Here is a 13,199-nt window from a genome sequence, read left to right on the forward strand (position 1 = left end):
GGCTGCAGACATAAAAGCCGAGAGTAGCAGCGCGGCGAGATGGTCGAGGGCGCATGACGATCCGTCTGCGGGGCGCCGTTGCGGCGGTGTCGCGGGGTCCACCCACGCCCGCGCCCGACACGAAGGCGTTCTGTCCGTTTTGTCGTTGTCGCACTGTCGATCTCGACCGTTGCCGCGGTGTCGCGAGGCGGTCGTGGCCTAAGCTGACGATCATCCGCACCGATGGCGATCGGGCGTCGTGTCGCAGGAGGAAGTCACCGTGTCCGACCGCACCGAGCCCCACGTCGTCGGCAGTCCGGCCGACGCGCCCGCCGTCGAGTTGTCGCGCAACGTGCCCGAGTCCGTCGGATACGCCGCGAAACGTCTGCTGCTCGGCAAGCCGATGATCACCGACGAGCTCAAGAACGAGCGGTTGACCAACCCGGTCGCGCTCGGCGTGCTCGCCCCCGACGCCATCTCCTCGACCGCCTACGGCAGCGAGCTGATCCTGGTCGAGCTGCTCCCCTACGCCGGTCTCGCCGCGTTCTCGCTGCTGTTGCCGATCACCGGGGTGATCCTGTGCATCCTGATCCTGGTCGCGGCCTCCTACCGACAGGTGGTGATGGCCTACACCCGCGCGGGCGGGTCGTACGTGGTCGCGCGCGAGAACTTCGGTCCGCGCGTGGCGCAGATCGCGGCGGCCGCCCTGCTCATCGACTACGTCGTCACCGTCGCGGTGCAGGCGTCGGCGGGCACCGTGGCGGTGGTGTCGGCGGTGAAGGTGCTCGGGCCCTACAGCCTCGAGATCACCATCGCCGTGGTGGTGCTGATGTGCTGGGCGAATCTGCGCGGACTACGCGAGGCCGGTCGGCCGTTCGCGATGCCCACCTACTTCTTCACCGGCATGGTGCTGCTGATGATCGTGGTCGGCGTGGTCCGCGAGGCCACCACCGGTCTGGCGAAATACGTGCCGTCCGAGCTGCCCGGCACCGTCGAGGTCCACCAGGGCAACGGGCTGATCGCCGGCGCGACCCTGCTCATCCTGCTGCGCGCGTTCGCCAACGGCGGCTCGTCGCTGACCGGAGTCGAGGCGATCTCGAACACGGTCGGATCTTTCCGCAAGCCCGAGGGCCCCAACGCCCGCCGGGTGCTCACGGTGATGGCTTGCGTGCTGGGCATCCTGCTGACCGGGGTCGCGTGGCTCGCCTACGAGACCCACGCGACGCCGTACGTCGACGGCTACCCCTCGGTGCTGTCGGAGATCGCGCGGCGGGTGTTCGGTGGCGGTGCACTCGGCTCCACGCTGTACGTCCTGCTGCAGATCGCGACCGCGGCGATCCTGTTCACCGGCGCCAACACCAGCTTCAACGGATTCCCGGCACTCGCGAATTTCGTTGCCGCCGACCGGTTCCTGCCGCGACAGCTCGGCAAACGCGGACACCGGCTGGTGTTCTCCAACGGCATCATCGTGCTCGCGCTGCTGGCCGTCGTCCTGCTGATCGCGACGGGCGGCTCGGTCAACGCGTTGATCCCGTTCTACGCGATCGGCGTGTTCACCGGTTTCGCCATGGCGGGCTACGGCATGACCAAGCACCACCTCCGTCTGCGGGAACACGGGTGGCGACACAAGCTGGCGATCAACCTCGGCGCCGGCATCGTCTCGACGGTGGTGGTGGCGATCTTCGCCATCGCGAAGTTCACCGAGGGCGCCTGGCTCGTGGTCGTGGTGTTCCCGCTGCTCGTGTTCGGGCTGATCCGCCTCAACCGCGAGTACCGGGCCGAGGCCGCGATCCTCGAGGAGTTCCGCTCGAACCGCCCCGAGCAGGTCAACTACGCGCGTCACACCGCGTTCGTGCTGGTCAGCGCGGTCGACCTCGCCGTCCTCGAAGCCCTGCGCTACGGCCACGGTCTGCGCGCCGACGAGCTCACCGCCGTGCACCTGATGGTCGACGCCGAGCAGGCCCGCAAGCTCCGGAAGCGGTGGGAGCACTACGGGCTGCGCACGCCGCTGACGATCATCGACTGCCCCGACCGCCGTCTCACCCGCGGTGTGCAGCGCCTCGTGGTCGAGTCACTCGGCGCCGCACCGCGATCGCACGTCACCGTGCTGCTGCCGCGACGCACCTACGCACCGCTGCTGGGTCGACTTCTGCACGACCGCAGCGCCGACAAGATCTCCCGTGCGGTGAGTGAGATCCCGCACGCCGCGGCGACGATCATCCCCTTCGACGTGCAGGCCGAGATCCGCAAGGCCTTCCCCGATGTGGTGGAGGAACGACTCACGCGCCGGGTCGAGCAACTGCAGGCCCGTATCGCGCGCGACGACCAGTCCGCGCGCCGCGACCACGACGAACCCACGCCCGCGTCGACTCTGGCGATCGGCGGGTTGCTGCCCGGTCACCGCGGCACCGTGGAGGGTCGTGTGCGCGACACCTTCGACCGCACCATCGACGACGACGAGGTCCACATCGTCGAGATCACCGACGACAGCGGGTTGCTACGGCTGCGCTTCGCACCCGACGACGATCAGGCCGCGGGTGGCACCGACATCGTGCCGGGTCAGGTGGTGCGCGCGAGCGGAAAGGCCCGTCAGGGCCGCAAGGGCGTCATCATGATCAACCCGACCTACGAGATCGTCGATCACCCCGACGGGAGCGGGGAGTCCGCCGGTTCCGATCAGGGGTAGGGCCGCCGGGCGGTCTCGGGGTCGCCGTAGGTGATGGCCCGTTCGCCGCGGCTGCCGCCGATGATGGTCGACGCCCAGCTCGCCAGGGTCCACACGCGGTTGCGGCTGCCGGCGAGGAAGAAGATGTGGATGCCACCCCATCCGAGCCAGCCGAGGAAACCCGACAGTCGGATCGGTCCCGACTCCAGGAGCGCGTGGTAACGCGAGATGTAGGCGGCGGTCCCCAGATCGCGGTATCGGAAGGGGCTGTCGGCCTTGGCCTTCCCGCCGACCGCCCGTGAGATCAGCACCGCGGCATGGTGTCCCGACTGCATCGCGACCTCGGCCACACCGGGAAGTTTGTCGAGGCTCATCACGTCACCGACGACGAAGATGTTCTCGTGTCCGGCGACGCGGAGGTCGGGGCCGACCGGGATCGTCCCGCCGCGCGCAGGGGTGACACCCGTCGCCCCGGCGAGTGCCCCCGCGAACGGGACGGCCTCCACCCCGGCGGTCCACAGCACGGTGTGGGTGTCGATCTGCTCGGTCGCCTTGGTCTTCTTGTCGGTGGTGATCACGTGATCGCGGGTCACGTCGGTCACGTGGCGTCCGAGGACGGTGGTGACGCCAAGCTTGTCGAGCGTCTTCTGCGCCTTGCCCGACAGCCGCGGGTGGAACGACTCGAGCACCCGCTCGCCACCATGGACCAGGATCACCTGCGCCTCGACAGGATCCATCGAGTCGAACTCCTTCGACAGTGCGCGGATCGCGAGTTCGCGTATCTGCCCGGCGATCTCGACACCGGTGGGGCCGCCGCCGCTGATCACGAAGGTGAGCCACGGCTTGCGGAGGGCCGGGGTCGGGAGGGTCTCGGCGATCTCGAACGACGAGATGATCTTGCGGCGGATGGCCAGCGCGTCGTCGACGGTCTTCATGCCCGGCGCGAACTGTTCGAACTGCTCGTTGCCGTGATACGACTGCCGCGCGCCGGCGGCGAGGATCAGGTAGTCGTAATCGATGTCGAAGGTCGACCCGTCGAATCGGCGCGCCGTCACCGTTCTGGCGGTGACGTCGATACCCGAGGCCTCACCGAGGAACACCCGCAGGTTGCGGCACCGACGCAGCAGGTGCCGCAGCGGGCTGGCGATGTCGCCCTCGGACAGCAACCCGGTCGCGCACTGGTAGAGCAGCGGCTGGAACACGTGCGAGGTGCCCCGGTCGAGCAGGGTCACCGACACGTTCGCCCGCTTGAGGCGCCGAGCGGCGAACACGCCGGCGAAACCTCCGCCGATGATCAGGACATGCGGTCTATCACCAGCCATGTGCTCGATTCTGCCCCTACCGCCCGGCGCGGTCGACGGCGGTGCGCGTCAGGCGTTCGATCTGCGTCGAATAGGCGACGAGGCTCACCAGGTCGACCGACACCTCCGCCTCGCACACCGCGCGAACCTGCTGTGCGACAGCGTCACCGATCGGCCACCCGTAGGAGCCGCCCGAGATCAGCGGGAACGCGATCGACGTGGCGCCCAGCGAGTGGGCCAGCAGCAGGCACCGCGCGTAGGCCAGGCGCAGCACGTGCGACCGGTCGTGGGTGGACGAGTGACGGGGGCCGACGGTGTGGATCACCCAGCGCGCGGGGAGATCCCCGGCCGTGGTCGCCACGGCGGCGCCGGTGGCCAGGCCGTCGGGCAGGGTGGTCGCCCGGATGAGTCGGCATTCGTCGGTGATCGCGGCGCCGCCCGCGCGGTGGATCGCGCCGTCGACCCCGCCCCCGCCGAGCAGCGACGAGTTGGCCGCGTTGACGATGACGTCGCTGCGCAGGGTGGTGATGTCGCCTCGTACGACGTCGATGACGGTCATGGGGTCTCCTTCGAGGTCGCGGCGCCGGTGATGCGGTCGGCGGTGGCGACGAGATCGGTGGTGGTCAGGCCCGGGTATCCGTGGAGCAGGCGCTTCCACTCCTCGGGGATGGCGGCGGTGCCCGCGCACGCTCCGGCCAACCCGCCCGCGATGGCCGCGGTGGTGTCGGTGTCGTTGCCCGCGCGTACGCACCGTTCCAGCGTCTCGACGACGTCGCCGTCGGCCCCGCAGATCGCCCACCACGCCGTCTGCAGTGCGTGCACCACCCAGCCGTTGTTCGGGAAGTCCGCGGGCGTGCCGTACTGGGCGGCGTCGAGAAGCGGGTTCCAGAAGTCACCGATGTCGGCCGGGGCGGCGGCGAGCCAGAGGCGAACCCCGTCGCGGGCGCCGGTGCGCACGCCGTGCGCGATCCCGGCCGACCACATCTGACACGCCTCGCGGGCGCGGACGTCGGCGTGGGTGAGATCGCTGATCGCTCCCGCGGCGTGCGCGCAGCCGGGTGCGTCAGCGAGGAAGGCGAGTGCGACCGGGGCGGTCCGCATGAGCGATCCGTTGCCCCCGGTGCGGCCGGGCACCGCCGCGGCGGCCGCGGTCATGGCAGCGGCTGACGGGCTGCGTCGGCTCAGCACCGACCGCGTCTGGTTCCCGATGTCGGGCGGGGAGGTGTCGTACCAGCGCACGAACGCCGCGGCGATGGTGTCGAGGTCGGCGACACCGGGCGAGAGCCCCTCGGCCACACACACCGCCATCGAGGTGTCGTCGGTCCACTCCCCCGGCGCCCAGTTGAAGGGACCCCCACCGATCATGTCGATCACGACGTCGTCGGCCGGGTAGGTGAACTCGTACCCGGCGCCCAGCGCATCGCCGGCCGCGCTACCGATCAGGGTCGCGATCGCGCGATCCCGTTGTGTACTTGTCAGTTCCATGCCGATCCTCTTCTCCGCCGACCTCGACCGGCTTTAGCTCAACTCTGCGCCAAAAGTTAGCGCAGAGTCGCGCTATAGTCCAGCGATGGTGTGGCGGGACGACCTCGGCAGGGCGCTGACCGATCACCCGCGCCCCTCGGTCGCCGTCGACGTCGCGGTGCTCACCGTCGCCGACGGGGCTTTGCAAGAGAACCGCCTGCACGTCGTGGTGGTCGACGGCCCGCACGGCCTCGCGCTCCCCGGCACGTTCCTGCACCCCGGCGAGCGCCTCGCCGACGCCGCCGTGCGCGCACTGCGGACGAAGGTCGGGGTGAGCGACCTCGACTTCCACCAACTCGCGATGCACGACGACCCCGAGCGCGACGACCGCGGGTGGGTGCTGTCGATGGCCCACGGCGCCGTCGTCTCCGCCGGAGCACTCCCCCCGAAGACGCGTCTCGTCGCGGTCGTCGAGGGGCGGCCCACACAGCACCTAGCCTTCGACCACGACGCGATGGTCGCCCTTGCGGTCACCGATCTACGTGCCCGCTACGCCGACCGCCCCGACCCCGATCACGTTCTGGGCGAACGGTTCACACTGCTCGACCTGCGCCGTCTGCACGAAGCCGTGGCCGACCGCGAACTGCCCAAGGACACCTTCCGGCGTCGCATGCTCCCGTTCCTCGTCGGCACCGGCGAGTTCTCCTCCGCCGACGTCGGTCGTCCGGCGGAGCTGTTCGTCCCACGCCCCGCCTCCTGAGATCAGGCGAACCGGACATGCGCCGGAACCCGACGGGCGGTTCGGTGTCGGGGCCGATCGGCGTCGGGCTAGCGTCAGGTGATGAGCATGAGAGAGATGAGCGTGTTGCGGACCAAGACGGTCGAGGCCATCGCGCGCGACGCCGCGGCCGGTGCGGGCGACGGCGAGGGCAGTGGCCTGCGCAAGTCGCTGCGCACCCGGGACCTCGTCGGCTTCGGTGTCGGAATCGTGATCGGCACCGGCATTTTCACGTTGACCGGCATCCAGGCCAAGGAGAACGCCGGGCCTGCGGTGGTCGTCTCGTTCCTCATCGCCGGCGTCGTCAGCATGCTCGCCGCACTCTGTTACGCCGAGCTCGCCTCGTCGGTCCCCACCGCGGGCAGCGCCTACACCTACGCCTACGCGACCCTCGGTGAGGTGTTCGCGTGGATCATCGGGTGGGACCTGGTGCTCGAGTTCGCCCTCGGCGCCGCGGTGGTGGCGCGCAGCTGGTCGGGGTACCTCGCCGATCTCTTCGACCTTCCCCCGTCACTGTTCACCGAGGAGTCGACGGTCAACGTCGGCGCCGTGGCCCTCGTGCTGGTACTCGGGGTGATCGCCGCGGTCGGGGTGAAGGAATCCGCGCGCGTCACCAACACGCTCGTGCTGGTGAAGGTCGCGATCTCGGTCTTCATCATCATCGTGGGTGCGTTCTTCATCAAGAAGGCCAACCTGATCCCGTTCATCCCGAGCGCGGAGAAGACGACCACCGAGGTCAAGACGCTCGATCAGCCTCTGCTGCAGTGGATCGGCGGATTCGAGCCGGCCACGTTCGGCGTCTCCGGGGTGGTCACCGCCGCGGCCGTGGTCTTCTTCGCTTACACCGGTTTCGAGGCCGTCGCGAACCTCAGCGAGGAGACGAAGAACCCCGCGCGATCCATCCCGCGCGCCATCCTCATCGTGCTCGGGTTGTGCACCACGCTCTACGTTCTCGTCGCCTTCGTGGTCACCGGCATGGTGAAGTACACCGACCTCGATTCCAGCGCCCCGATCGCCAAGGCCTTCGACGCCAATGACGCCAGCTGGGCGGGCACCCTCATCGCCATCGCGGCGGTCGCCGGGCTCACCTCGGTCACGTTGGTCGACATCATCGCGATGAGCCGCATCGGTTTCGCACTCGGCCGCGACGGTCTGCTGCCGCAGTCGGTCGCGAAGTCGTCGCCACGGTTCGGCACCCCGTTCCGGTTCACCATCGGCACCACGATCTTCGTGGCGATCCTGGCCGGGCTGGTGCCTCTGACCGACCTGTCGGAGATGGTCAGCATCGGCACGCTGTTCGCGTTCCTCATCGTGTCGATCGCGGTGCCCGTCCTACGGCACACCAAGCCAGACCTGAAGCGGCCGTTCCGCGTTCCGCTGAGCCCGGTGGTCCCGATCCTCTCGGCGCTGGCGTGCATCTACCTGATGCTCAACCTCGTCGTCGCGACCTGGGCGCGGTTCCTGGTGTGGCTCGCCCTCGGCCTCGCCGTGTACCTGATCTACGGCCGCCGCAACGCGCGACTGGCCAAGGCACAGACCGCCGACACGACCGACACCGACGAGAAGATGCTGGGCTGAACCGTTCTCAGTTGGTGCGGACGTGCATCAGGTCGACGTTGTACGAGGTGTACGTCGTCGCCGTGAAGTACAAGTCCTTGTCGGTCGAGAACGGGTGCATGAACCCGCCGTAGAGCTGCGGGTACTTCGCACTCGACATCAGGTTCGTCGGCTCCGACCACAGTCCCTGCGGGGACTTCGACTGCCGCAACACGATCGCGCCACGCAGCACGTCGAGGTAGGTCGCCTGCCAGAGCTTGGACTTCTCCTCGTAGCGCACCGAGAGCTCACCGGTGGGGCCGCCGAAGATCGGTGAGGCGTTCTCGCCGTTGTTGGTGGGAACCCAGTTGCCGTTGATCCAGTACTGGTAGGCCGACTTGTTCAACACGTCCGCGGTGGGCACACGCGCCAGACCGGTGCTGCCGAGCCGCCCGTTGGGCGTACCGAACATGTAGACGTAGTCGCCCTGCGGGACCATCGACGACACCTGGAAGTTCGCGAGCCCGAACATGTTGTCCCAGCGCGCATACTGCGAGTTGGTCCACGTGGAGCCGCCGTCGTCCGACCACGCCAGACCGCCGTAGTTGGTGAACCACTGGCCGGGCAGCGTGAAGTTGTTGATCGACATGTAGCTCATGTACTGCCGGTTGCCGATGGCGAAGCCCGAGGTCGGGATCGTCGTCTGCTCAGCGTAGTTCACCTTGCGGCTGGCGATGAGTTCGGCTGCGTGGCAACGACTGTCCTGCACCATGGTGTCGATGGACATGCCGTCGCGCAGCTTCGTGTCCTCGCTGAAGCCGAGGGTGTTCGAGCGCCAGTCGCCACCGTTGGCTCCCGGCGGGCGGAACCCGCGACCGAAGGTGTCGCCGAACGCGACGGCGACCTTGTCCGGAGTGGCCTTCCACATGATGCCGAGGTCGGTGCCGTTGACCTGGAAACGCTTGTCGGTGCGGCTGGTGGAGCCCTTACCGGTGAGTTGCGCGACGTAGTTCAGGCCGCCGGCACGCGGGTTCGCGAGCTTCGGCGTCACCGATCCCGGGGTGGTGCCGGGGATGAGACGCGGCGGACGGGCCTGTCCGGGCGGCGGCGTGCCACCGGGGACGGGCACCGGCAGCGTGAGGAACGGCCGCGGGGTGATCGTGATCTTGGGGATCGGGATGTTGCCCGAACCGGTCGGCACCTGCGCCGCGGGCTTCGGCGGATCGGTGATGTCGGGGCACGGGTCCTTGCAGGGGTCCTTGGGCGCCGGCTGCGAGGGGATGCGCTTGCGCGAGTTCTGCGGCCCGAACTGCGGGACGGGCTGCAGCTTCAGGTACGGGACGTTGAAATCGATCCGCGGCGGCACCTGCGGCAGCGGGCTGCCCGGGCTCGGCGGCTGGGGGAGATCGTTGGCACATCCCGAACTCGGCAGCACCACCCGCGGTGCCGGCGCCGCGAGTGCAGGGGCCCCGATCGCGATGGGTGCCAGTGCACAACCGGTGACGACGACCGCGAGAACTCTGCGCAGCACGGAATGGACCCCTCTTCGATTCTGGTGACAGACGAGTGAATTTAACATGCGTACAGCACGAATTGCCGTTGTCTCGCGATCGAACCGCGGTCGACGCACGTTCGGTACCTCCCGGCGATGCCCACCGACGACACCGCCGGTCACCTGCGACTTCGTGGGTGCGGCCGCGCGCGGGCCGGTGGAGCGGACATACTCACGACCATGGGTGTGCTGGTGACGGTGATCGTCGTCGTGGTCGTGGTGGTCGCCGTCGGGGTGGTGATCGCCTTGGTTCGGGCGTCACGCGAGAAGCCGCCACCGATCCCTGAGGGCTGGTACCCCGATCTGCACGACCCGTCGATCGAGCGTTTCCACGACGGGTCGGCGTGGACCGATCAGACGCGGCCCAATCCCGAGGAACTCGACCGCTAGCAGCGGCCCAGATCTGACGAGGGCGGTCTGACCGGGCTCGGGCCTGCGGAGGCACCCGCGGTGAGCTGTTTCTGCATGGGCACGCTCGGCGAGGTGTCGAGGCGGGCGAGGAGCCAGTCGTAGACCTCGTCGTGGTTGAGGAGCGTGAAGTGGTTGGCCGCGGTGATCGCGAAGCCGTCCTCGTCACGGAAACCGATGTGTCGCTTCTTGTCGCGCCCGTTGGCGCTGGGCACCAACACCAGTCCGTCACCGATGATGCGACCCAGCGGATGGCGCGGGTTGCGGGTCACCGACGCCGAGACGAAGCAGTGGGTGGCGCCCTCGAGCAGCGGGACCTCCTGCACGGCGGCGACCCGCAGCGCGTCGAGATCGCGGCCCGACCAGTCCTCGTCGACCAACGATCCGTGGAACAGGTCACGCACGCCGGCGCTGCGACGCCGCAGCAGACGCGCGAACGGCCGCGATTCGGGCAGTTTGTCCAGCGCTGCGGACAGGTAGTGCACCGACCGCGCGAGCGGCGCCCCGAGGTGTGGCGTACCGAGCGACACGACGTGCCGCACCCGCGACACCCACTCGTGGTCGGCGAGGGAGGCGGTGTGGCATCCGCTGCGCACCACGAGTCCGCCCATGGAGTGGCCGACCAACGCGATCTCGTCGATCTGTGTCGGCCAGTTGTCCACCAGGCGGGAGAGCAGGTCGTCGAGTTCGCGACCGTTCTCGGAGATGTGGCGGCCGGTGTTGAAACGGATCTGCACCTCGGTGGCGCCGAGGTCGTCGCCGAGCCGCTCGCCGTAGGTCGCGCGGCCGCCGATACGCCAGGCGAGCTCGGTCTCCATCAATCCGTGCAGGAACACCACGATGCGGCCGGTGGCCCGCGGGAACGCCTCGGCCAGTGCCGATCGGGTCGGGGCGATCGGGACGCCGTCGACGCGGATCGTCATGCCCTCGGCCAGGGGGCTGCCCTGTGCGTCGAGGTGGTCGCCGATGAGGCCGTTGACCGCAGCGATGGCGAACGCGCCCTTCGAGGTCTGCGACGGCGGTCGTCCCCAGCCGTCGGCGGTCTGCCCGGCGATCTCCGACGCGGTGTCGCACACCGCGGTGATCACCGAGTACGTCCCGGCGGCGATGGAGTCGTGCAGGATCTTCGACGGTGTCACGAAGTCGCCCAGACCCAGGCGCAGTCCGGCGAAGATGTGTTCGGAGAAGGCCGAGTGGACCTTGGCGATGCCGGCGGTGGCGTCGCCGAGTTCGGCCAGCGCGAGGCGGGATATCTCGCGGACCTCGGCGCGCCGTTGCTGGGCCAGTTCGTTCATGGGGCTCAGTGTACGACTGTTCACTGAAATTGGCCGGAACATGTGACGTGTTCGTCGCACTCCGGCTCGTGACCGCGGTGGGGCACGATCAGGGGGTGACCCAGCCCAGTGACGCCCGGACCCGCTCATGGCCCCGCAACGCCGCGCGCGGACTGCTCGGCGGATTCCTGATCTTCGCCGGGACCGCGCACCTGTTCTTCGCCCGCGACACCTTTCAGGCGCAGGTCCCCGACTGGGTTCCGCTCGGCAAGGACTTCGTGGTGCTCGCCTCGGGCGTCGTCGAACTGGTGTTGGGGGTGGCCCTCGTCGCGCTGTACCGCCATCGGGTCGTCGTCGGTTGGGTCGTCGCCGCGTTCTTCGTCGCGGTGTTCCCGGGCAACATCTCGCAGTACGTGACCGGGACCGACGCCTTCGGACTCGACACCGACACCGGTCGCCTCATCCGGCTGTTCTTCCAGCCCCTGCTCATCGCGTGGGCGCTGTGGTGCACCGGCGCGTTCGCCGCCCTGCGGGCGCGTTCCCGTCAGCCGAGGTAGCGACCGAACCAGTCGAGGACCTGGCCGTAGACCTTCTCCGCGGCGGCCTGGTTGTAGCGGGTGCCGGTGTCGTTGAAGAAGGCGTGGTCGACGCCGGGGACCGTCTCGATCTGGTTGACCAGACCGGCGGCCTTCAGCGCGGCCTGCGCCTGCGGCTCCGAGGCGTTGACGCGCTGATCGAGACCGGCGTAGATCGCCAGCACCGCGGCCTGCTTCGACCCGGCGAAGTCGGCCCCCTCGGGCAGTGGTCCGTAGAACGGGACCGCCGCGGCGATGTCGGTGTCGCCGGAGGCCAGCAGCGACCACACCTGTCCCCCGCCGAAGCAGAACCCGATGACGCCGATCTTCTTGCCGGGGACGCGCTTGCGGAGTTCGGCGATGCCGGCCTTCATGTCGGCCACGAACCGGGCCTGCGGCACGTTGCCGAGCGCCGCGGTGGCCCGCGCGGGGTCGTCGAAGGTGCCGGTGCCGCCCTCCTCGGAGAGCAGGTCGATGGCCAGCGACGAGTAGCCCGCGCCGGCAAGCCGGCCGGCGATCGTGCGGATGTGGTCGGTGAGGCCTTTGTTCTCGTGGATGACGAGCACCGCACCCTTGGGTTCGGCGGCCGCCGCGAACGCGCCCTGCAGGTTTCCGCTGGGGCCGGCGAAGGTGATCGACTCGGTGTCGACCGCGGTCGACATACCCGGTGCTCCGGCGGTGTTCGATGATGATGTGCCCGCGGCGTTCGGGGTCGCGGCCGAGGCGTTGCCCGACGACGTCGCCGAGGCGGTACCGGAGTCGCTGCTGTCGGTGCTGCAGGCGGCGAGCACCGCGGTCGCGGCGGTGGCCGAGAGCCCCAGCAGCCCGAGGCGCCGCATCGCCTCTCGACGCCCGAACATGCCATCGGCGTGGTCGATGGCGATCTCTTCGGCGATGTACTGCTTGAACTCGGTCATCTCGGTCCTCGCGACTGGTGGCGTGATGCTGTCTCCCCCACTATGCCTGCGGTCGATGAACGATGTCCGAATCCACCACGGGGCACCGACCGTAAGTCGCTATACGTTCGTGACCTACCTCGCGGTATCGACACGGTTGTGCGTCACCCGCGCGAAGCGCGAACGGTCACGCGCTCGCAGGTGCTACACCGAGGGGCACACGAAGTACGAAGTCTCGGGGCGTTCAGCAGTGAGATCCCCTTCCTCGTCGCGATCGGCATCTCCGATCGCTGCGAATCCCGAAGGAGCTCACCATGTGGACTGTCATCTCCGCCGTCATCGGCGGCCTCATCATCGGCGCGCTCGCCCGTCTCGTGTTGCCCGGTAAGCAGAACATCGGCGTCATCATGACGATCGTTCTCGGCATCCTCGGAGCCCTCATCGGATCGTGGCTCACCTACCAGTTCGGCTACAGCAACGACAACGGCGGCTGGAAGGTCGTGCCGTTCATCGTCGGCATCATCGTGGCCGCGGTCCTGATCTTCGCCTACGTCTCGATCACCGGACGCCGCAAGGTCTCCAGCTGATCTGACACCAGACCCGACGGCATCCACTGTCGTCCACCGAGGGGCCGGCGGCTTCTGCACAACGCGGAGACGCCGGCCCGTGGCGTCTCCTCAGGGTCTCGCAGGTTGATTGACCCCTCGCATGCTCGCTGACGTCTCGCACGGTCCCAGCAGCATGCGAGGCGTTCGCCGGCAAGCGACGAGC

The 13,199-nt window shown here is 68.8% G+C and carries 12 protein-coding genes; 6 read left to right on the plus strand and 6 right to left on the minus strand.

Features of this window, described 5'->3' with window-relative positions; all coding sequences use genetic code 11:
* The first annotated feature begins 319 nt into the window (after positions 1 to 319).
* On the plus strand, positions 320 to 2,665 hold the full coding sequence (locus tag ACLBW1_RS08345; RefSeq protein WP_447812137.1) for an amino acid permease: 2,346 nt from the start codon (positions 320 to 322) through the stop codon (positions 2,663 to 2,665).
* On the opposite strand, the gene ACLBW1_RS08350 is transcribed toward ACLBW1_RS08345, so the two are convergent.
* The 3 genes from ACLBW1_RS08350 to ACLBW1_RS08360 are packed head-to-tail and all read right to left on the minus strand — an operon-like array spanning position 2,656 to position 5,430.
* Positions 2,656 to 3,966, minus strand: coding sequence for an NAD(P)/FAD-dependent oxidoreductase (locus tag ACLBW1_RS08350; protein WP_447811369.1), 1,311 nt, complete (start codon positions 3,964 to 3,966; stop codon positions 2,656 to 2,658). The two genes, ACLBW1_RS08345 and ACLBW1_RS08350, sit on opposite strands and share 10 nt — an antisense overlap.
* Before the next feature lie 16 nt (positions 3,967 to 3,982).
* Positions 3,983 to 4,504: an O-acetyl-ADP-ribose deacetylase gene (locus tag ACLBW1_RS08355; protein WP_447811370.1), complete on the minus strand. Its 522-nt coding sequence runs from the start codon at positions 4,502 to 4,504 to the stop codon at positions 3,983 to 3,985.
* The gene (locus ACLBW1_RS08360) at positions 4,501 to 5,430 is read right to left on the minus strand and encodes an ADP-ribosylglycohydrolase family protein (RefSeq protein ID WP_447811371.1); all 930 of its coding nucleotides are present in this window, start codon (positions 5,428 to 5,430) and stop codon (positions 4,501 to 4,503) included. The genes ACLBW1_RS08355 and ACLBW1_RS08360 overlap by 4 nt, the downstream gene beginning before the upstream one ends.
* Positions 5,431 to 5,515: 85 nt before the next feature.
* Between ACLBW1_RS08360 and ACLBW1_RS08365 the strand changes: the two genes are divergently transcribed.
* Both ACLBW1_RS08365 and ACLBW1_RS08370 read left to right on the plus strand, forming a co-directional pair.
* On the plus strand, positions 5,516 to 6,169 hold the full coding sequence (locus tag ACLBW1_RS08365) for an NUDIX hydrolase (protein WP_447811373.1): 654 nt from the start codon (positions 5,516 to 5,518) through the stop codon (positions 6,167 to 6,169).
* Between the two features lie 81 nt (positions 6,170 to 6,250).
* Entirely contained in the window at positions 6,251 to 7,765 is a 1,515-nt protein-coding gene (locus ACLBW1_RS08370) for an APC family permease (RefSeq protein WP_447811374.1), read from the plus strand.
* Between the two features lie 7 nt (positions 7,766 to 7,772).
* Here the strand turns inward: ACLBW1_RS08370 and ACLBW1_RS08375 are convergent, their stop codons facing one another.
* Complete coding sequence (locus ACLBW1_RS08375) at positions 7,773 to 9,302, minus strand: DUF4185 domain-containing protein (protein WP_447811375.1); 1,530 nt, start codon at positions 9,300 to 9,302, stop codon at positions 7,773 to 7,775.
* 153 nt (positions 9,303 to 9,455) lie between these two features.
* Between ACLBW1_RS08375 and ACLBW1_RS08380 the strand changes: the two genes are divergently transcribed.
* On the plus strand, positions 9,456 to 9,665 hold the full coding sequence (locus ACLBW1_RS08380; protein WP_447811376.1) for a DUF2510 domain-containing protein: 210 nt from the start codon (positions 9,456 to 9,458) through the stop codon (positions 9,663 to 9,665).
* Here the strand turns inward: ACLBW1_RS08380 and ACLBW1_RS08385 are convergent.
* Positions 9,662 to 10,978 carry an esterase/lipase family protein gene (locus ACLBW1_RS08385; RefSeq protein WP_447811377.1) on the minus strand — a complete coding sequence of 439 codons (1,317 nt, stop codon included), beginning with the start codon at positions 10,976 to 10,978 and terminating at the stop codon, positions 9,662 to 9,664. The two genes, ACLBW1_RS08380 and ACLBW1_RS08385, sit on opposite strands and share 4 nt — an antisense overlap.
* 95 nt (positions 10,979 to 11,073) lie before the next feature.
* On the opposite strand from ACLBW1_RS08385, the gene ACLBW1_RS08390 reads away from it, so the two are divergent.
* A complete protein-coding gene (locus tag ACLBW1_RS08390; protein WP_447811378.1) occupies positions 11,074 to 11,514 on the plus strand; it encodes a DoxX family protein in 441 nt (146 codons plus the stop codon).
* Here the strand turns inward: ACLBW1_RS08390 and ACLBW1_RS08395 are convergent.
* Complete coding sequence (locus ACLBW1_RS08395; RefSeq protein ID WP_447811379.1) at positions 11,502 to 12,449, minus strand: dienelactone hydrolase family protein; 948 nt, start codon at positions 12,447 to 12,449, stop codon at positions 11,502 to 11,504. The two genes, ACLBW1_RS08390 and ACLBW1_RS08395, sit on opposite strands and share 13 nt — an antisense overlap.
* A gap of 293 nt (positions 12,450 to 12,742) precedes the next feature.
* On the opposite strand from ACLBW1_RS08395, the gene ACLBW1_RS08400 reads away from it, so the two are divergent.
* Positions 12,743 to 13,015 carry a GlsB/YeaQ/YmgE family stress response membrane protein gene (locus ACLBW1_RS08400; protein ID WP_447811380.1) on the plus strand — a complete coding sequence of 91 codons (273 nt, stop codon included), beginning with the start codon at positions 12,743 to 12,745 and terminating at the stop codon, positions 13,013 to 13,015.
* Positions 13,016 to 13,199 lie beyond the last annotated feature (184 nt).

This window comes from Williamsia sp. M5A3_1d (genome assembly GCF_053345315.1).

What these genes read in the sequence shown, in the direction of transcription:
- ACLBW1_RS08350 (WP_447811369.1), bottom strand. Translation starts at nt 3,966, where the DNA reads ATGGCTGGTGATAGACCGCATGTCCTGATCATCGGCGGAGGTTTCGCC.
- ACLBW1_RS08355 (WP_447811370.1), bottom strand. Translation starts at nt 4,504, where the DNA reads ATGACCGTCATCGACGTCGTACGAGGCGACATCACCACCCTGCGCAGC.
- ACLBW1_RS08360 (WP_447811371.1), bottom strand. Translation starts at nt 5,430, where the DNA reads ATGGAACTGACAAGTACACAACGGGATCGCGCGATCGCGACCCTGATC.
- ACLBW1_RS08365 (WP_447811373.1), top strand. Translation starts at nt 5,516, where the DNA reads ATGGTGTGGCGGGACGACCTCGGCAGGGCGCTGACCGATCACCCGCGC.
- ACLBW1_RS08370 (WP_447811374.1), top strand. Translation starts at nt 6,251, where the DNA reads ATGAGCATGAGAGAGATGAGCGTGTTGCGGACCAAGACGGTCGAGGCC.
- ACLBW1_RS08375 (WP_447811375.1), bottom strand. Translation starts at nt 9,302, where the DNA reads ATGTTAAATTCACTCGTCTGTCACCAGAATCGAAGAGGGGTCCATTCC.
- ACLBW1_RS08380 (WP_447811376.1), top strand. Translation starts at nt 9,456, where the DNA reads ATGGGTGTGCTGGTGACGGTGATCGTCGTCGTGGTCGTGGTGGTCGCC.
- ACLBW1_RS08385 (WP_447811377.1), bottom strand. Translation starts at nt 10,978, where the DNA reads ATGAACGAACTGGCCCAGCAACGGCGCGCCGAGGTCCGCGAGATATCC.
- ACLBW1_RS08395 (WP_447811379.1), bottom strand. Translation starts at nt 12,449, where the DNA reads ATGACCGAGTTCAAGCAGTACATCGCCGAAGAGATCGCCATCGACCAC.
- ACLBW1_RS08400 (WP_447811380.1), top strand. Translation starts at nt 12,743, where the DNA reads ATGTGGACTGTCATCTCCGCCGTCATCGGCGGCCTCATCATCGGCGCG.